The 17,109-nt window shown below is 64.6% G+C and carries 15 protein-coding genes; 12 read left to right on the top strand and 3 right to left on the bottom strand.

Going from position 1 to position 17,109, the window contains the following annotated elements; genetic code table 11:
* The 11 genes from lpxD to Q0C59_RS12230 form a co-directional block, all read left to right on the top strand.
* A partial coding sequence (lpxD, locus tag Q0C59_RS12180; RefSeq protein ID WP_291215788.1) for a UDP-3-O-(3-hydroxymyristoyl)glucosamine N-acyltransferase occupies nucleotides 1-789 on the top strand: 789 nt, incomplete at its 5' end.
* The gene (gene fabZ, locus Q0C59_RS12185; RefSeq protein ID WP_069046656.1) at nucleotides 786-1,226 is read left to right on the top strand and encodes a 3-hydroxyacyl-ACP dehydratase FabZ; all 441 of its coding nucleotides are present in this window, start codon (nucleotides 786-788) and stop codon (nucleotides 1,224-1,226) included. The genes lpxD and fabZ, both read left to right, overlap by 4 nt.
* 19 nt (nucleotides 1,227-1,245) lie before the next feature.
* Nucleotides 1,246-2,040: an acyl-ACP--UDP-N-acetylglucosamine O-acyltransferase gene (gene lpxA / locus Q0C59_RS12190; protein ID WP_291215792.1), complete on the top strand. Its 795-nt coding sequence runs from the start codon at nucleotides 1,246-1,248 to the stop codon at nucleotides 2,038-2,040.
* A gap of 7 nt (nucleotides 2,041-2,047) precedes the next feature.
* On the top strand, nucleotides 2,048-3,193 hold the full coding sequence (gene lpxB / locus Q0C59_RS12195; RefSeq protein ID WP_291215794.1) for a lipid-A-disaccharide synthase: 1,146 nt from the start codon (nucleotides 2,048-2,050) through the stop codon (nucleotides 3,191-3,193).
* Nucleotides 3,165-3,812 (top strand): ribonuclease HII, encoded by a 648-nt coding sequence (gene rnhB / locus Q0C59_RS12200; RefSeq protein WP_291215797.1) that lies wholly within the window; start codon nucleotides 3,165-3,167, stop codon nucleotides 3,810-3,812. The genes lpxB and rnhB overlap by 29 nt, the downstream gene beginning before the upstream one ends.
* A complete protein-coding gene (locus tag Q0C59_RS12205; RefSeq protein WP_291215800.1) occupies nucleotides 3,809-4,588 on the top strand; it encodes an RNA methyltransferase in 780 nt (259 codons plus the stop codon). The genes rnhB and Q0C59_RS12205 overlap by 4 nt, the downstream gene beginning before the upstream one ends.
* Nucleotides 4,589-4,754: 166 nt before the next feature.
* Nucleotides 4,755-5,921 (top strand): glutamine-hydrolyzing carbamoyl-phosphate synthase small subunit, encoded by a 1,167-nt coding sequence (carA, locus tag Q0C59_RS12210; protein WP_291215801.1) that lies wholly within the window; start codon nucleotides 4,755-4,757, stop codon nucleotides 5,919-5,921.
* A 10-nt stretch (nucleotides 5,922-5,931) separates the two neighbouring features.
* Nucleotides 5,932-6,294 (top strand): hypothetical protein, encoded by a 363-nt coding sequence (locus Q0C59_RS12215; RefSeq protein ID WP_291215804.1) that lies wholly within the window; start codon nucleotides 5,932-5,934, stop codon nucleotides 6,292-6,294.
* Nucleotides 6,295-6,331: 37 nt separating this feature from the next.
* Complete coding sequence (carB, locus tag Q0C59_RS12220; RefSeq protein WP_291215806.1) at nucleotides 6,332-9,577, top strand: carbamoyl-phosphate synthase large subunit; 3,246 nt, start codon at nucleotides 6,332-6,334, stop codon at nucleotides 9,575-9,577.
* Between the two features lie 148 nt (nucleotides 9,578-9,725).
* Nucleotides 9,726-10,202, top strand: coding sequence for a transcription elongation factor GreA (greA, locus tag Q0C59_RS12225; protein WP_291215810.1), 477 nt, complete (start codon nucleotides 9,726-9,728; stop codon nucleotides 10,200-10,202).
* Complete coding sequence (locus tag Q0C59_RS12230) at nucleotides 10,202-10,645, top strand: DUF4149 domain-containing protein (protein WP_291215813.1); 444 nt, start codon at nucleotides 10,202-10,204, stop codon at nucleotides 10,643-10,645. The genes greA and Q0C59_RS12230 overlap by 1 nt, the downstream gene beginning before the upstream one ends.
* Here Q0C59_RS12230 and folD read toward each other — a convergent pair.
* The 3 genes from folD to Q0C59_RS12245 all read right to left on the bottom strand — a co-directional run bounded on the left by folD (nucleotide 10,642) and on the right by Q0C59_RS12245 (nucleotide 14,755).
* The gene (gene folD / locus Q0C59_RS12235) at nucleotides 10,642-11,493 is read right to left on the bottom strand and encodes a bifunctional methylenetetrahydrofolate dehydrogenase/methenyltetrahydrofolate cyclohydrolase FolD (protein ID WP_291215816.1); all 852 of its coding nucleotides are present in this window, start codon (nucleotides 11,491-11,493) and stop codon (nucleotides 10,642-10,644) included. The two genes, Q0C59_RS12230 and folD, sit on opposite strands and share 4 nt — an antisense overlap.
* Before the next feature lie 77 nt (nucleotides 11,494-11,570).
* Complete coding sequence (locus tag Q0C59_RS12240) at nucleotides 11,571-12,197, bottom strand: response regulator transcription factor (RefSeq protein ID WP_056277762.1); 627 nt, start codon at nucleotides 12,195-12,197, stop codon at nucleotides 11,571-11,573.
* The gene (locus Q0C59_RS12245; RefSeq protein ID WP_291215820.1) at nucleotides 12,194-14,755 is read right to left on the bottom strand and encodes a PAS domain-containing sensor histidine kinase; all 2,562 of its coding nucleotides are present in this window, start codon (nucleotides 14,753-14,755) and stop codon (nucleotides 12,194-12,196) included. Before Q0C59_RS12245 ends, Q0C59_RS12240 begins: the two co-directional genes overlap by 4 nt.
* A gap of 204 nt (nucleotides 14,756-14,959) precedes the next feature.
* Here Q0C59_RS12245 and aceE point away from each other — a divergent pair.
* Nucleotides 14,960-17,109, top strand: a 2,150-nt coding sequence (gene aceE, locus Q0C59_RS12250; RefSeq protein ID WP_291215822.1) for a pyruvate dehydrogenase (acetyl-transferring), homodimeric type, incomplete at its 3' end; no start/stop codon positions are given.

A 17,109-nucleotide genomic window follows, 5' to 3' on the forward strand; every position in this document is an offset into this window, starting at 1 on the left:
CAGTGGTGGCGGCGCGAGCACGCTGCCTTGTCACCTGCGGCCATCCACCCGACCGCGTCGGTGCACCCCACCGCCGAACTGGCTCAAGGTGTTGACGTGGGTGCGTTTGCCGTCATCGGCGCTGGCGTTTACATCGGGCCTGGTGCGCGCGTGGGTGCGCACTGTGTCCTTGGCGAGCAGGTGCGTGTGGGTGCGAAGACCCTGTTGCACGCCCGTGTGACGTTGGGGGAGCGCTGCACCCTGGGTGAGCGTTGTGTTGTGCATTCGGGTGTGGTCATCGGCGCAGACGGTTTTGGCTTTGCGCCTCACCAAGGACAGTGGATCAAGATCGAACAGCTGGGTGCCGTGCGCATCGGTAACGACGTGGAAATTGGTGCCAACACCTGCATCGACCGCGGTGCGCTGGACGACACCGTGATCGAGGACGGCGTGAAGCTCGACAACCTGATCCAGATCGGTCACAACGTTCACATCGGCGCTCACACGGCCATGGCCGGGTGCGTCGGGGTGGCGGGCAGCGCCACCATCGGCGCAGGCTGCACCATCGGTGGTGGTGCCGTGGTGCTGGGGCATTTGAAGCTGGCTGATGGGGTGCATGTGTCTGCCGCCTCGGTGGTCACCCGCTCGCTGCTCAAGCCTGGTCATTACACCGGCATGTTTCCCATCGACGACAATGTGAACTGGGAAAAAAATGCCGCCTCCCTCAAGCAGCTCAACCGCATCCGCGAACGTCTCAAGGCCGCCGAACAGGCGATCGAACAAGCCCTCCAGAAGAACACCAAGCCATGATGGACATCCACCAGATTCTCAAGCAGCTGCCCCACCGTTATCCGTTCCTGCTGGTGGACCGCGTGCTGGAGCTCGAAAAGGGCAAGCGAATCAAGGCGCTGAAAAACGTGACGATCAACGAGCCGTTCTTCGTGGGCCATTTTCCGCACCGCCCGGTGATGCCGGGCGTGCTCATGTTGGAGGCCATGGCGCAGGTCGCCGCCCTGCTGGCGTTCGACACGCTGGGCGTGACGCCCGACGACAAAACGGTCTATTACTTCGCCGGTATCGACGGTGCGCGCTTCAAGCGCCCTGTGGAGCCGGGCGATCAGCTCGTGATGGACGTGACGCTGGACCGAATGAAGGCCGGCATCTTCAAGTTCAAGGGCATCACACGCGTGGGCGAGCAGGTGGCCTGCGAGGCCGAGCTGATGTGCACCATGCGCACCATCGCGTGATGCTGGGGGAGGGCGCCCTGTGTCTTTGATCCACCCCAGCGCGCTGGTGGACCCGGCCGCCGAGCTCGACAGTTCGGTCGCCGTCGGCCCTTACACCGTGATCGGCCCGAACGTGAAGATCGGTGCGGGCACCACCATCGGCGCGCACTGCGTGATCGAAGGCCACACCACGATTGGCTGCGACAACCGCATCTTCCAGTTCAACTCGTTGGGTGCGGTGCCGCAGGACAAGAAGTACGCGGGCGAACCGTGTGAGCTGGTCATCGGCGACCGCAACACGGTGCGCGAGTTCTGCACCTTCAACATCGGCTCGCCTGGCGACCGCGCCATGACCCAGGTCGGCAACGACAACTGGATCATGGCCTACGTGCACCTGGCGCACGACTGCCTGGTGGGCAACCACACCATCTTTGCCAACAACTCGCAGCTCGCCGGCCACGTGGTGGTGGACGACTGGGTGATCCTGGGCGGATTCACGGTGGTGCACCAGTTCGTGCGCGTCGGTGCGCACGCCATGACCGCCATGTGCTCGCTGCTGTTTGCCGATCTGCCGCCGTTCGTGATGTGCCAGGGCCAACCAGCCCAGGCGCGGTCGATGAACTTTGAAGGCCTGCGCCGCCGCGGGTTTTCGCCCGAGCGCATCGCGGCCGTGAAGGCCATGCACAAGGCGCTGTACCGCGAAGACCTGAAGCTGGAACAGTCGGTGGAGCGCATCCGCGCACTGACCGAGAAGATACCTGACGCTGCTCCCGACGTCGAGATGATGTTGAATTTCCTGGGCCAGGTGTCGCCCCAGCGCGGCATCGTTCGTTGATCCCGACATGAACGCTTCAAAACGTTTTGCCCTGGTGGCGGGCGAAACGTCGGGCGATCTGCTGGCGGGCTTGTTGCTCGGTGGTGTGCGTCAACGCTGGCCCGATCTGCAGTCTTTCGGCATCGGTGGCGCGCAGATGGCGGCTCAAGGCTTCGAGGCCTGGTGGCCCAGCGAGAAGCTGGCGGTGCGCGGGTATGTCGAGGTGTTGCGCCACTACCGAGAGATTGTCGGCATCCGCGCGCAACTGCAGCAGCGCCTGTTGTCCACCGACCGGCCCGATGTGTTCATTGGCGTCGATGCGCCCGATTTCAACCTGGATCTGGAAGCCAGCCTGAAAGCGGGCGGTGTGCGCACCGTGCATTTCGTCTGCCCATCCATCTGGGCCTGGCGTGCCGAACGGGCGGCAAAGATCCGGCGCAGCGCTGACCATGTGTTGTGCATCTTCCCGTTCGAGCCTGAACTGCTTGCCCGGCACGAGATTCCCGCCACCTACGTCGGCCACCCGTTGGCCAATGTGATTCCGCTGGCGCCGGACCGCACCGCCGCCCGGCTCGCATTGGGCCTGCGCGAAGAGGACACCGTGGTCACCATCCTGCCGGGCAGTCGCGCCTCTGAAGTACAGTACCTGGCTCAGGTGTTTTTTGAAGCGGCTATGCGTTTGCACCGTGCGCGCCCTGGCATCCGCTTTGTGGTGCCGGCTGTGCCGGCGCTGCGCGAGCGCATCGAGGCCGCAGCCCGCATTGCGGGGCTGGGTGCCGAACTGCAGGTGATCGCGGGCCAGTCGCACACTGCGCTGGCCGCTTGCGACGTGACCTTGATCGCCAGCGGCACGGCCACGCTGGAGGCCGCATTGTTCAAGCGCCCGATGGTGATCGCCTACAACATGAACTGGCTGTCGTGGCAGATCATGCGACGCAAGCAGTTGCAGCCCTGGGTGGGCCTGCCCAACATCCTGTGTGGCGAGTTCGTGGTGCCTGAGTTCCTGCAAGAGGCGGCGTCGCCGCAGGCGCTGGCGCAAGCTGTGCTGGACTGGCTCGACGCGCCTGAGAGAATCGAGGCCTTGCAACAGCGCTTCACTGCGCTGCACCACACCTTGCGGCGCGACACCGCCCAACTGGCCACCGATGCGATCGAAAAAGTTCTTGAAGGCTGAGCAGGCCCAACTCGTCTGGGACGTGCCCGGGCTGGTGGCCGGCGTGGACGAAGCCGGGCGCGGGCCGCTGGCCGGGCCGGTGGTGGCCGCGGCCGTGATCCTGGACGATCTCAAGCCGATCAAAGGCCTGGCCGATTCGAAACAGCTCACCGCGCTGCGCCGCGAGCGCCTGTACGACGAAATCCGCGCCAAAGCGCTGTGCTGCAGCATCGCGCAGGCCTCGGTGGAAGAGATCGACCAGCTCAACATCCTGCAGGCCACCCTGCTGGCCATGCGCCGCGCGGTGTTGGGCCTGCGTTTGAAGCCGACCAAGGTGCTGGTGGACGGCAACCGCCTGCCGGCGCTGGACGTGCTGGCCGAAGCGATCGTCTCGGGTGACGCGCTGGTGCCTTGCATCTCGGCGGCGTCCATCCTGGCCAAGGTGACGCGCGACCGGATGTTGCGCGAGTTGCACCTGCAACACCCCGAGTACGGCTTCGACCGGCACAAGGGCTATGGCACGGCAGAACACTTGCGCGCGCTGCAGGCGCATGGGGCCTTGCCCGTGCATCGGCGCTCGTTTGCACCGGTGGCGCGTGCGCTCGCACAGGTGAACGACGCGCACGGAGTCCGCGCATGAGCGAACCCACCGTCATCACCTCGCGCGACAACCCGCTGCTCAAACGCCTGCGCGTGATGGCGCAAGACAACACCGCCTACCGCAAGCAGGGGCAGGTCTGGCTCGAAGGCGATCACCTCTGCCGCGCTCTGCTGGCACGCGGTCACCGGCCCGCCATGGCCGTGTTCACCGACGACTTCTGGGTGCAGGCGCCCCACGACCTGCGCGATGCCTCCGACCACAACGTTACGGTGCCGCGCGGGCTCATGGCATCGATCAGCGGGCTCGAATCCCCCGCTGGTGTGGGTTTCGTGTGGGACCTTCCCAAGGCCACAACGCTCGAAGCTGGTCAGGCCGCCGTTGTGCTGGACTGTCTGCAGGACGCCGGCAACGTCGGCTCGATCCTGCGCAGCGCGGCGGCGTTCGGCTTCGGCCAAGTGCTCGCCCTCAAGGGCACGGCAGCGCTTTGGTCGCCCAAGGTATTGCGTTCGGGCATGGGCGCGCACTTTGGCTTGCGGCTCGTCGAAGGCCTGTCGGTCGGTGATCTGGCCGCGTTGGACGTTCCGTTGCTGGTGACCAGTTCGCACCAAGGGAGTTTTCTGCACAAGGCCACTTTGCCGTGGCCGTGCGCCTGGGTCCTCGGGCATGAGGGGCAGGGAGTGAGTGCGGCGTTGGACTCCATGGCCACGCAATCGGTGCGCATTGCGCAGCCAGGGGGTGAAGAGTCGCTCAACGTGGCTGCTGCTGCAGCCATCTGCCTTCACGCCAGTGCGGCGGAGCGTGAGGCCAGCATATAATTCCGGGGTTTACCCGCAATCAGCGCAACGCGCGCTCACCCCGGTTCCTCACCCCAGGTTTTTTCCGTTCGAGCCCCTCAGAAAATGCGGGGCAGGGCGGGTGCGAAGCCTGCGCGGCACCAACCGCCGGTGGCCTGCGTTTCGCCCCACTTCTGGAGTCCCATCCGTGCTTCCCGTCCACCCGAAAGCCCTTCTCGCGCTCGCCGACGGCACGGTCTTTACAGGCGTCTCCATCGGCGCCACCGGTCAGACCACGGGTGAGGTGGTGTTCAACACCTCACTCACCGGCTACCAGGAAATCCTCACCGATCCGAGTTACTGCCAGCAGATCGTGACCCTCACGTATCCGCACATCGGCAACACCGGCATCAACGCCGAAGACGTCGAAGCCAGCCGCATCCACGCCGCCGGCCTGATCATCAAAGACCTGCCCCTGCTGGCCTCCAACTTCCGCAGCACCGAAACGCTCTCGCACTATCTGCAGCGCGAAGGCACGGTGGCCATTGCCGACCTCGATACCCGCGCGCTCACGCGCCGCCTGCGCACCCATGGCGCGCAGAACGGCTGCATCGTCGCCTTGCCGGCTGGCGAAGTGATCACCGATGCGCACCGCGCCGCGGCCGTGGCAGCCGCAAAGGCCGCCCCGAACATGGCCGGCCAAGACCTGGCCAAGGTGGTGTCGGCCACCGAGCCCTACCCCTGGACGCAGACCGAGTGGCAACTTGGCTTTGGTTACGGCGAACAGATCGCTCCGCGTTTCCACGTGGTGGCCTACGACTTCGGCGTGAAGAGCAACATCCTGCGCATGCTGGCGCAACGCGGCTGCAAGATCACCGTGGTCCCCGCGCAAACGCCAGCTTCCGACGTGTTCAAGCTCAAGCCCAACGGTGTGTTTCTCTCCAACGGCCCGGGCGACCCCGAGCCTTGCGACTACGCGATCGCCGCCACGCGCGAGATCATTGAAGCCGGCGTGCCCACCTTCGGTATCTGCCTGGGCCACCAGATCCTGGCGCTGGCCAGTGGCGCCAAAACCTTCAAGATGAAGTTCGGCCACCACGGTGCCAACCACCCGGTGAAAGACCTCGACAACGGCCGCGTGAGCATCACCAGCCAGAACCACGGCTTTGCGGTGGACGAGAAGAATCTGCCCGCCACGCTGCGCGCCACCCACGTGAGCCTGTTCGACGGCACGCTGCAGGGCCTGGCCCGCACCGACAAGCCGGCCTTCTGCTTCCAGGGCCACCCCGAAGCTTCGCCCGGCCCGCACGACATCGGCTACCTGTTCGACCGTTTCATCGACCTCATGCAGGCCCGGGTGCCTGCCACCGCCTGAGGACGTCGCCATGAAGCTCTTCAGTTTTCCCGTGTTCGCCATCGAGAAAGCCATCGGCAAGCGTTTGCTGACGCTGGAAGCGCCGCACAAGGACTGGTTTGCCCAGCGCTGGGCGCAGAAGCCCTACCGCAAGGCGTTTCTGGAAAACAAGGCCATGCCGCTGGTGACGCTGCTGGCCAAGGGCAAGACCTGGGACGACGAGACCTTCAACACCGAACTGGCGGCCTGGGACGCGCGTTTTTACGACGCAGAAGTCGAGGTGCTGCGCCCCCTGATCGAAGGCGACGGCCTGCTGCAGCTGATGCAGAAAAACGTGCCGGCCGAGCGACTGCAGGCCTTGCTGAACACACTGGACACCCAGCGTCAGGCCTAAGAGATCTCTTTGACCCTGCGCAAACACCGCGAACCCCATGCCCAAAAGAACCGACATCCAAACCGTCCTCATCATCGGCGCCGGCCCGATCATCATTGGCCAGGCCTGTGAGTTCGATTACTCCGGCGTGCAGGCCTGCAAGGCCTTGCGCGAGGAAGGCTACAAGGTTGTGCTGATCAACAGCAACCCCGCGACCATCATGACGGACCCGGCCACGGCCGACGTCACCTACATCGAGCCCATCACCTGGCAGACGGTGGAGAAGATCATCGCCAAGGAGCGACCGCTCGCCGCAGGTGGCTTTGCCATCCTGCCGACCATGGGTGGCCAGACCGCGCTCAATTGCGCGCTCGACCTCTGGCGCAACGGTGTGCTGGCCAAGTACGACGTGGAACTGATCGGCGCCACCCCCGAAGCCATCGACAAGGCCGAAGACCGCCTGAAGTTCAAGGACGCCATGACCAAGATTGGTCTGGGTTCGGCGCGCTCGGGCATTGCCCACAGCATGGAAGAAGCGTGGACCGTGCAAAGGACGCTGGGTTTCCCCAGCGTCATTCGCCCCAGCTTCACGCTGGGCGGCACGGGCGGCGGCATTGCCTACAACCCGGAAGAGTTCGAGACCATCTGCAAGCGCGGCCTGGAAGCCTCGCCGACCAACGAGCTGCTGATCGAAGAATCGCTGCTCGGCTGGAAAGAGTACGAGATGGAAGTGGTGCGCGACAAGGCGGACAACTGCATCATCGTCTGCTCCATCGAGAACCTCGACCCCATGGGCGTGCACACCGGCGACTCCATCACCGTGGCGCCCGCGCAGACGCTGACCGACAAGGAGTACCAGATCCTGCGCAACGCCTCGCTGGCCGTGCTGCGCGAGATCGGTGTGGACACGGGCGGATCGAACGTGCAGTTCTCCATCAACCCGGCCGACGGCCGCATGGTGGTGATCGAGATGAACCCGCGCGTGTCGCGCTCCTCGGCGCTGGCCTCCAAGGCGACCGGCTTTCCCATTGCCAAGGTCGCGGCCAAGCTGGCCATCGGTTACACACTGGACGAACTGCGCAACGAGATCACCGGCGGCGCGACACCAGCCTCGTTCGAGCCGTCGATCGATTACGTGGTCACCAAGATCCCACGCTTCGCGTTTGAAAAATTCCCCACCGCCGACAGCCGCCTGACCACGCAGATGAAGAGTGTGGGCGAGGTCATGGCCATGGGCCGTACGTTCCAGGAATCGTTCCAGAAGGCCTTGCGCGGCCTTGAAGTGGGCGTCGATGGCATGAACGAAAAAACGCAGGACCGCGAGACGCTGGAACGTGAACTCGGCGAGCCCGGCCCCGACCGCATCTGGTACGTGGGCGACGCGTTTGCCGCCGGGTGGACGATGGAAGAGGTCCACCAGTTCACCAAGATCGACCCGTGGTTCCTGGTGCAGATCGAAGAGATCGTGAAGATCGAACTGGCGCTGGAGAAAACCAGCCTGGAAGCGATCGACGCCGAGACACTGCGCGGTCTGAAGAAGAAGGGTTTCTCCGACCGCCGCCTGGCCAAGCTGCTCAAGACCAACGACCAGGCCGTGCGCGAGCGCCGCATTGCCGAAAACATCCGCCCGGTCTACAAGCGGGTGGACACCTGCGCGGCCGAGTTCGCCACCGACACCGCCTACCTGTACTCCACGTACGAAGGCCATGGCGACGGTGAGTGCGAGGCCGAACCGACGGCCAACAAGAAGATCATGGTGCTCGGCGGTGGCCCCAACCGCATCGGCCAGGGCATCGAGTTCGACTATTGCTGCGTGCACGCCGCGCTCGCCCTGCGCGAGGACGGGTACGAGACCATCATGGTCAACTGCAACCCCGAGACCGTGTCGACCGACTACGACACCAGCGACCGGCTGTACTTCGAGCCGCTCACGCTGGAAGACGTGCTGGAGATCGTGGACAAGGAAAAACCGGTCGGCGTGATCGTGCAGTACGGCGGCCAGACGCCCCTGAAGCTCGCGCTGGGTCTGGAGGCCGCGGGCGTGCCCATCATCGGCACCAGCCCCGACATGATCGACGCGGCCGAAGACCGCGAACGCTTCCAGCAACTCCTGCACACGCTGGGCCTGCGCCAGCCGCCCAACGCCACCGCGCGCGCCGAGCCCGAAGCGCTGGAGAAGGCCGCCGCGCTGGGGTACCCGCTGGTGGTGCGCCCCAGCTATGTGCTGGGTGGCCGGGCCATGGAAATCGTGCACGAACAGCGCGACCTGGAGCGCTACATGCGCGAAGCGGTCAAGGTCAGCCACGACTCGCCGGTGCTGCTCGACCGTTTCCTGAACGACGCGATCGAATGTGACGTTGATGCCATCCGCGACCACACCGGCCGCGTGTTCATCGGCGGCGTGATGGAGCACATCGAGCAGGCGGGCGTGCACAGCGGCGACTCCGCATGCTCGCTGCCACCCTACTACCTGAGCAAAGCCACGGTGGACGAGCTCAAGCGCCAGACCGCCGCGATGGCCGAAGGCCTGAACGTGATCGGCCTGATGAACGTGCAGTTCGCCATTCAGGAGGTTGATGGCCAGGACGTGATCTTCGTGCTGGAGGTGAACCCGCGTGCTTCGCGCACCGTGCCCTTTGTCTCCAAGGCCACCGGCATCCAGTTGGCCAAGGTGGCCGCACGCTGCATGGCGGGTCAGTCGCTGGACGACCAGGGCATTGGCGCCGAGGTGACGCCGCCGTACTTCAGCGTCAAGGAAGCCGTGTTCCCGTTCGTCAAGTTTCCCGGTGTGGACACCATCCTCGGTCCCGAGATGAAGTCCACCGGAGAGGTCATGGGCGTGGGCAAGACCTTTGGCGAGGCTTTCGTCAAAAGCCAGCTGGGTGCCGGTACCAAGCTGCCGACCTCGGGCAAGGTGTTCCTGACCGTGAAGAACAGCGACAAGTCGCGTGCGGTCGAGATTGGCCGTCAGTTGGTTGACATGGGCTTCGAGTTGGTCGCCACGCGCGGCACGGCCGCCGCCATCAGCGCGGCGGGTGTGGCCGTACAGACCGTCAACAAGGTGACCGAAGGCCGCCCGCACATCGTCGACATGATCAAGAACGGCGATATCGCGCTGGTGGTCAACACGGTGGAGGAGCGTCGCAACGCCATTGCCGATTCGCGCGCGATCCGCACTTCGGCCCTGCTGGCCCGGGTGACCACCTTCACCACCATCGCAGGCGCTGAAGCCGCTGTGGAGGGCATGAAGTACATCGACCGGCTGGGCGTGATTTCTGTCCAGGAAATGCACGCGCAGCTGTGAGCTTGCTTCGGGTTGCACCCGGTTGAAGGCTCCGGGTTGACCGGGGCATAATTGCCCTCAGTACACCGCCGACCGGCAACGCTCGGCGGTTTCCTTTTGCATTGACGCAGACGCACAGCCGGCTGCACCCCGATTTCCGGAGGACCCCATGGCCACCCTGCCCATCACCAAACGCGGCGCTGAAAAGCTCAAGGAAGAGCTGCACCGCCTGAAGACCGTGGACCGCCCCTGGGTGATCAACGCGATCGCCGAAGCGCGCGCCCAGGGCGACCTGAGCGAGAACGCCGAATACGACGCCGCCAAAGACCGCCAGGGTTTCATCGAAGGCCGCATCGCAGAGATCGAAAGCAAACTTTCAACCTCTCAGATCATTGATCCGACCGCCGTGGACGCGGGCGGCAAGGTGGTGTTCGGCGCCACGGTGGAACTCGAAGACGAAGCCAGCGGCGCTGCTGTGACTTACCAGATCGTGGGTGAGGACGAGGCGGATCTGAAACTGGGCTTGGTCAACATCGGCAGCCCGATCGCACGCGCATTGATCGGAAAGGAAGAAGGCGATGTGGCCGAGGTGCAGGCCCCGGGCGGCACCAAACGTTTCGAGATCGTGGCCGTGCGCTACGCCTGATGCCGCTGCAACGGTTCGCTGTCCTGGTGGCTGCTCTCTGGTGGGGCGGCCTGACGGCCTTGAGTTTTCTGGCGGTGCCGCTGCTCTTTGCAACGCTCGGCAGCCCTGCAGTTGCCGGACCGGTGGCGGCGAAGATCTTCTCGCTGCAATGCTGGTCCGGTCTTTTCCTGGGCATGGCGCTGCTGCTGATCATGCGTCGCTGGCGTGGTGAAGGCGCCAGCATCGCGCCCGCTGCGCTCACCACCATCGGTTTCGTGCTGTTTGCCATGCTGCTCGCTCTGGTGCAGGAGTTCGGCGTGGCCCAGAACATCATCACTGCCCGCGCCAGTGGAGGCAACCTGCGCCTCTGGCACGGCGTGGGCACCGCGATGGTGCTGGGTCAGTGGCTGTGCGCAGGTGCGGTGCTCTGGCGCCTGACTGCGGCACGCACCCAACCTGCCTAAGCGACCAGACGCTCCGCCGACTCCAGCGTGTTGACCATCAACATGGTGATGGTCATGGGGCCCACACCGCCGGGCACAGGCGTGACGTAGCCGGCCACCTCTTTCACGCCCTCAAAGTCCACATCGCCGCAGAGCTTGCCCTCGTCGTTGCGGTTCATCCCCACGTCGAGCACCACCGCCCCCGGCTTGACCATGTCTGCGGTGAGCACGTTGCGCTTGCCCACGGCGGCCACGATCACGTCGGCCTGCAACGTCATCGCTTTCAGGTCCTTGGTCCCGCTGTGGCAAATGGTGACTGTCGCGTTTTGTTGCAGCAGCATGAGCGCCATCGGCTTGCCCACGATGTTGCTGCGGCCAATGACCACCGCGTGTTTGCCCTTGAGCTCGTAGCCGATGCTCTCCAGCATCTTCATGCAGCCGTAAGGCGTGCAGGGCCAGAAGCCAGGCATGCCTGTCATGAGTGCACCCGCGCTGGCGATATGGAAACCGTCCACGTCCTTGGCAGGCGAGATCGCCTCGATCACCTTTTGAGCATCGATGTGCGCGGGCAATGGCAGCTGGACGAGGATGCCGTGGATGGAGGCATCGGCATTGAGTGCGTCCACACGCGCCAGCAACTCGGCCTCGGTCATGGTCGCGGGCCAGCGCTCCAGCACCGAGTGCATGCCGGTGTCTTCGCAAGCCTTGACCTTGTTGCGAACATACACCTGCGAGGCTGCGTTTTCCCCCACCAGGATCACCGCCAGACCCGGCGTGATGCCCCGTGCTTTCAGGGCGGTGACGCGCGCCGTCACGTCGGCGCGAAGTTGGCGGGAGAGGGCGTTGCCGTCGATGAGTTGTGCGGTCATGGGAGGAGCGGGCTGCGGTTGAAATGGAAACGCCCGCCGGTAAGGGCGGGCGTTGATCGGTTGTGTGGGTCGGTGCGTCAGGCTTTGGCCGGGGTCTGCCCCAGCGCGATCTTGAGCAGGTCGGCCACCGTGTTGGCGCCGAGTTTTTCCATGATGTTGGCGCGGTGCGCCTCCACCGTCTTGATGCTGATGCCCAGATCGTCGGCGATCTGTTTGTTGAGCCGGCCGGCCACGATGCGTTCGAGCACCTGGGCTTCGCGGCTGGTGAGCTTGGAGAGCAGGGCGTCGCGGCTCACCGCTTGCTGGTGGGTGGTGAAGGCTTCGCGTGCGTGTTCGAGCATGCGTTCGACCAAAGTGACGAGCTGGTCTTCCTTGAACGGCTTCTGTATGAAGTCCAGCGCGCCTTTCTTCATCGATTCCACCGCCATCGGCACGTCGCCGTGGCCGGTGATGAAGACGATCGGCAAGGGCGACTGGCGTTCGATCAGCCGCTCCTGCAGCTCCATGCCGGTCATGCCGCCCATGCGGATATCAGCGATCAAACAGGCGACCTCGCGGGCGTCGTATCGGCTGAGAAACGCCTCAGCCGATTCGAAGCAGCGGACCCGGAAGTCCTTGCCTTCGAGCAGCCATTGCAGTGAGTCGCGCACCGCTTCGTCGTCATCAACGACATAGACGGTGCCTTTTTTCGGAATCAAACTCATCTCGCTCTTTCTGTGTCCGTCACCGGCTCTGTGGCTGGTCCGGTTGATGCGTCGCCAACTTTCAATCTCGATACCACGGGGATCCAGAAACTGAAGCAACAACCCACAACCTCTTCCCCATTGTAGATGTTGTGCACCTGCATCCTTCCGTGGTGGGATTCGACGATGCTGCGGCACAGCTTGAGGCCGATGCCCATGCCTTCGCTCTTGGTGCTGTAGAAGGCTTCGTAGATGCGCTCGATCATCTCGTCGGGCACGCCGTTGCCGGAGTCGCGCACCGAGAACTCGACCACCTCGAGGTCGTCCTGGCGGCGCGGGCCCACGCGCAACTCCACGTAGCGCTCGCCGGGGGCCCGGCCGGCCTGCATGATGGCCTCACCCGCGTTTTTCAAGAGATTGATCAGCACCTGCTCGATCAGGATCGGGTCGACCATCAGGCTGGGCAGGCGCGCGGCCACATAGGGTGAAAGCCGGACCTGATGGCGGCGCAGTTCGATGTCGGCCAGTTCGATGGCGTTGCTCACCATCTGCGCCACATCCGACGGCGCCGGGTTGGGTTCGCTGCGTTTCACGAAGGCCTTGATGCGCTGGATGATCTGCCCCGCGCGCTGGGCCTGGCGTGCGGTCTTCTCCAGCGCGCCGAGCAGGTCCTGCGTGCTGATCTTGTTTTCGTTCACGCGCGAGATCATGCCGTTGCAATAGTTGCTGATGGCGGTGAGCGGCTGGTTGAGTTCGTGCGCCACGCTCGACGCCATTTCGCCCATGGTGATCAGGCGGCTGGCGGTCTGCGCGCGCTCGGCCTGGCGCGAGGCCTGCTCTTCGGCGTAGCGCCGCGGCGTGATGTCGCTGGCAATCACCATCTGCGCGAGGCGTCCGTCGACCCAGGTCAGGTAACGCGTGCGCACCTCCAGCCAGCGGTCGAGCTCCTCCACAAAGACCTCGGCGTTCTCCGCACCAGCGTCCGTCAGGGTTTCGGTGGGCATGCCGGCAAAGGCGTCCACCGCATCGCCGTCGTCGGGGCTGGGCGTGGGCTGGTCGCCCGCCAGGTCCACCAGATGGCGGTGGCCCTGGCCTCGGGTGCCGAACCACATGCGGTACATCTTGTTGGCAAACAGCATCTCGTCGCTGCCCAGCGGCGCCACCGACACCGCCGAGTCGAGCGACTCCAGCACGGTGGTGAAGCGTTCGTACGACGCCGAGAGTTCCTCGCGGATGCGTTTGGGCTCGGTGATGTCGGTCATCGAGGTCATCCAGCCGGTCTGATGTCCCTTGGGGTCGATCAGTGGCGACACATACATGCGGGCGTCGAAGATGCTGCCGTCGCGCCGTTGCACGCGCACTTCAAAGCCGCCCGGCGTGGAGCGCCCGCGCAGTTCGTCTTCGAGGCGGGCCGTGAGCTGGTCGTGGTCTTCGTCGGGCCAGTAGGGGAAGGGCGCGGTGCGGCCCACCAGTTCACCTTCGGTCCAGCCCGTCATCGAGCAGAAGGCCGGGTTCACGTAGGTGATGCGGCCCTGCATGTCGAGCGCGCGCATGCCGGTGAGCATGGAGTTTTCCATGGCGCGGCGGAAGTTGGTCTCCGACACCAGCGCCTGCTGCGCCTGAACCCGCCGGCGCGTGTGGCGCCAGGTGCCCAGCAGCATCCACACAGTGAGCGCGGAGAGGGCACCGATCACCCAGAAGAAGCCGCTGCCCACGATGTCCTGCGAGGTGCGGTAGCCCTGGGCTTTGACGATCAGGCCGTTGCCCACCGGCGAGACCGGCACCTCGTGTTCCAGCGGCGGGTTGGACCAAGGCAGCAGGCGCAGCACCTCGCTGGGTGCCTGCAGGCTGCCCGCAAGGACCTGGCCGCGGTCGTCCACCAGCGCCACCGCGTAGCGCGCCATGATTTCCGGCGGCATGCCGAAGCGCATGAGGCCGTCGATGGCGTACTCGCCCATGACGGTGCCGGCAAAGCGGCCCTGTTCGCTCAGCGGCACATGCAGCATCAGCGTGGCGTTGCGCGGGTCCTGCGTTTCGAGCGGGCGCGAATAGGTGGGCTGGCGCAGGTCGCGCGCGAGGTCGAAGGTGCCGTCGGTCTCGTTGGGTGAGAGCGTGCTGCCGGTCGGCCGCATCAAGCGCAAAGGAGCACTGGGCGATGCATAACTGGCCAGCACGTTGCGCCGGGCGTCGACCCAGGTCACGGCCTGCAGTTCGGGGAACTGGCTCACCAAGGCTTCGACCTGGAACACGAACTCTTCCGTGTCGATGTCCTTGTTGTCAATCTCGCGGGCCAGGCGCATCAGCTGCTCTTGCCGCTCCAGCAGGCGCAGGCGCAGGCGCTGCTGCGCGTATTCCACGTCGCGTGTGACGGCCTCTTGCTCGCGCTCAAGTTCCTCGTACCGGAGGTAGGTGATGGCCACCACGATGGCCGAGAGGAACAGCAGCACCGACAACAGCGGCGCCAGTGTGGCAAACCGGTCCTGGCGCGAGGGCGGGAGCCGGCGCCACCAGCGTTTCCACCAAGGCGTCTGGGCCGCTTTGGGCGAGGTGGATGGCGGCGAGGAGGGCGCGGGACTCATAGCCTTCCGAGTCTAAGTGAGCAGACCCCGTTTGCTCCGATTTGTGAAGCGCGGGTATGTTGCACATCCGTTTTTCGCACGCCACTAGAATTTCACTATGTAGAAAGTAAAAGCACATATTGAAATCTGGAGGACATTGTGGGAAACTCCGTGACAGCACGGAATGCCCCCCGTAAGCTCGATTTCAATCAACAGGAGACAAGCATGGCAGCGAACAACGCGCAGGACGGCAATGGCGCCGCAGACCTGGACACCCAGGAAACCCGCGAATGGATGGAGGCGCTGGGCGCCGTGATCGAACGGGAGGGCCCCGAGCGCGCCCACTTCCTGCTGGAGCAGTTGCTGGAAGAGGCCCGCCAGCACAGCATCGACCTGCCGTTCTCGGCCACCACGGGCTATGTGAACACCATCGAGCCCAACCAGGAAGAGCGTTGCCCCGGCAACATCGAGATCGAAGAGCGCCTGCGCGCCTACATGCGCTGGAACGCCATGGCCATGGTGGTCAAGGCCAACCGCCACAACCCCGAAGACGGTGGTGACCTCGGCGGCCACATCGGGTCGTTTGCTTCGCTGGCCCACATGTTCGGCGCCGGCTTCAACCATTTCTGGCACGCCGAGAGTGAGAACCACGGCGGTGACTGCCTCTATATCCAGGGCCACGTGTCGCCCGGTGTTTACGCCCGCGCCTACCTCGAAGGCCGCCTGACCGAAGAGCAACTGCTCAACTTCCGCCAGGAAGTGGACGGCAAAGGCCTCTCCAGCTACCCGCACCCCAAGCTCATGCCCGAGTTCTGGCAGTTCCCCACGGTCTCCATGGGACTGGGCCCTCTGATGGCGATCTACCAGGCGCGTTTCCTGAAGTACCTGCATGCCCGCGGCATCGCCAACACCGAGAACCGCAAGGTCTGGGTGTTCTGCGGCGACGGCGAGATGGACGAAGTCGAGTCGCTGGGCGCCATCAGCCTGGCCGCGCGCGAGAACCTGGACAACCTGATCTTCGTGGTGAACTGCAACTTGCAGCGCCTGGACGGCCCGGTGCGTGGAAACGGCAAGATCGTTCAAGAGCTCGAAGGCGAGTTCCGCGGCTCGGGCTGGAACGTGATCAAGCTGCTGTGGGGCAGCGAGTGGGACCCACTGCTGGCGCGCGACAAGGACGGTGCGCTGCGCAAGATCATGATGGACACGGTCGACGGCGATTACCAGGCTTTCAAGGCCAACGATGGCGCCTATGTGCGCAAGCATTTCTTCGGCCGCGACCCCAAGACGCTGGAGATGGTGGCCCACCTGAGCGACAACGACATCTGGAACCTCAAGCGCGGCGGCCACGACCCGCAGAAGGTCTATGCGGCGTACCACAAGGCGGTGAACCACAAGGGCCAGCCGACCGTGCTGCTGATCAAGACCGTCAAGGGTTTCGGCATGGGCAAGTCGGGCGAGGGCAAGAACACGGTGCACCAGACCAAGAAGCTCACCGACGAAGACATCAAGATCTTCCGCGACCGCTTCAACCTGCCGATTCCGGACAGCGAACTCTCCAAGATCCCGTTCTACAAACCGGCCGACGACACGCCCGAAATGAAGTACCTGCACGAGCGCCGCCAGGCGCTGGGCGGGTATCTGCCCAAGCGCCGCGTGAAGGCCGACGAGAGCTTCACCGTGCCCTCGATCGAAACCTTCAAGGCCGTGATGGAGCCGACCGTGGAGGGCCGCGAGATCTCGACCACGCAGGCTTACGTGCGATTCCTCACCCAGCTGTTGCGCGACCAGGCCCTGGGCCCGCGCATCGTGCCCATCCTGGTCGATGAAGCGCGCACCTTCGGCATGGAAGGCCTGTTCCGCCAGATCGGCATTTACAACCCGGCGGGCCAGAACTACACCCCGGTCGATAAAGACCAGGTCATGTACTACAAGGAAGACAAGGCCGGCCAGATCCTGCAGGAAGGCATCAACGAGGCCGGCGGCATGAGCAGCTGGATCGCGGCGGCCACCTCGTACAGCACGAGCAACCGCATCATGGTGCCGTTCTACGTGTACTACTCCATGTTCGGTTTCCAGCGCATCGGCGACCTGGCCTGGGCGGCCGGCGACATGCAGGCGCGTGGCTTCCTGCTCGGCGGTACCTCCGGGCGCACCACGCTCAACGGCGAAGGCCTGCAGCACGAAGACGGCCATAGCCACATCCTGGCTGGCACCATTCCGAACTGCATCAGCTACGACCCGACCTTTGCGCACGAGGTCGGCGTGATCCTGCACCACGGTTTGAAACGCATGGTGGAGAAGCAGGACAACGTCTTCTACTACCTCACGTTGCTCAACGAGAACTACGCCATGCCCGGCCTCACGCCCGGCACCGA

It is taken from the genome of Hydrogenophaga sp., assembly GCF_022844385.1.
In the GTDB taxonomy this organism is placed as follows: domain Bacteria; phylum Pseudomonadota; class Gammaproteobacteria; order Burkholderiales; family Burkholderiaceae_C; genus Hydrogenophaga.

Bases quoted from the DNA above. Each gene is read 5' to 3' on its own strand.
- lpxB (WP_291215794.1), top strand. From the start codon at position 2,048: ATGAACGCTTCAAAACGTTTTGCCCTGGTGGCGGGCGAAACGTCGGGC.
- Q0C59_RS12205 (WP_291215800.1), top strand. From the start codon at position 3,809: ATGAGCGAACCCACCGTCATCACCTCGCGCGACAACCCGCTGCTCAAA.
- carB (WP_291215806.1), top strand. From the start codon at position 6,332: ATGCCCAAAAGAACCGACATCCAAACCGTCCTCATCATCGGCGCCGGC.
- folD (WP_291215816.1), bottom strand. From the start codon at position 11,493: ATGACCGCACAACTCATCGACGGCAACGCCCTCTCCCGCCAACTTCGC.
- Q0C59_RS12240 (WP_056277762.1), bottom strand. From the start codon at position 12,197: ATGAGTTTGATTCCGAAAAAAGGCACCGTCTATGTCGTTGATGACGAC.
- Q0C59_RS12215 (WP_291215804.1), top strand. From the start codon at position 5,932: ATGAAGCTCTTCAGTTTTCCCGTGTTCGCCATCGAGAAAGCCATCGGC.
- rnhB (WP_291215797.1), top strand. From the start codon at position 3,165: ATGCGATCGAAAAAGTTCTTGAAGGCTGAGCAGGCCCAACTCGTCTGG.
- Q0C59_RS12245 (WP_291215820.1), bottom strand. From the start codon at position 14,755: ATGAGTCCCGCGCCCTCCTCGCCGCCATCCACCTCGCCCAAAGCGGCC.
- fabZ (WP_069046656.1), top strand. From the start codon at position 786: ATGATGGACATCCACCAGATTCTCAAGCAGCTGCCCCACCGTTATCCG.
- greA (WP_291215810.1), top strand. From the start codon at position 9,726: ATGGCCACCCTGCCCATCACCAAACGCGGCGCTGAAAAGCTCAAGGAA.
- Q0C59_RS12230 (WP_291215813.1), top strand. From the start codon at position 10,202: ATGCCGCTGCAACGGTTCGCTGTCCTGGTGGCTGCTCTCTGGTGGGGC.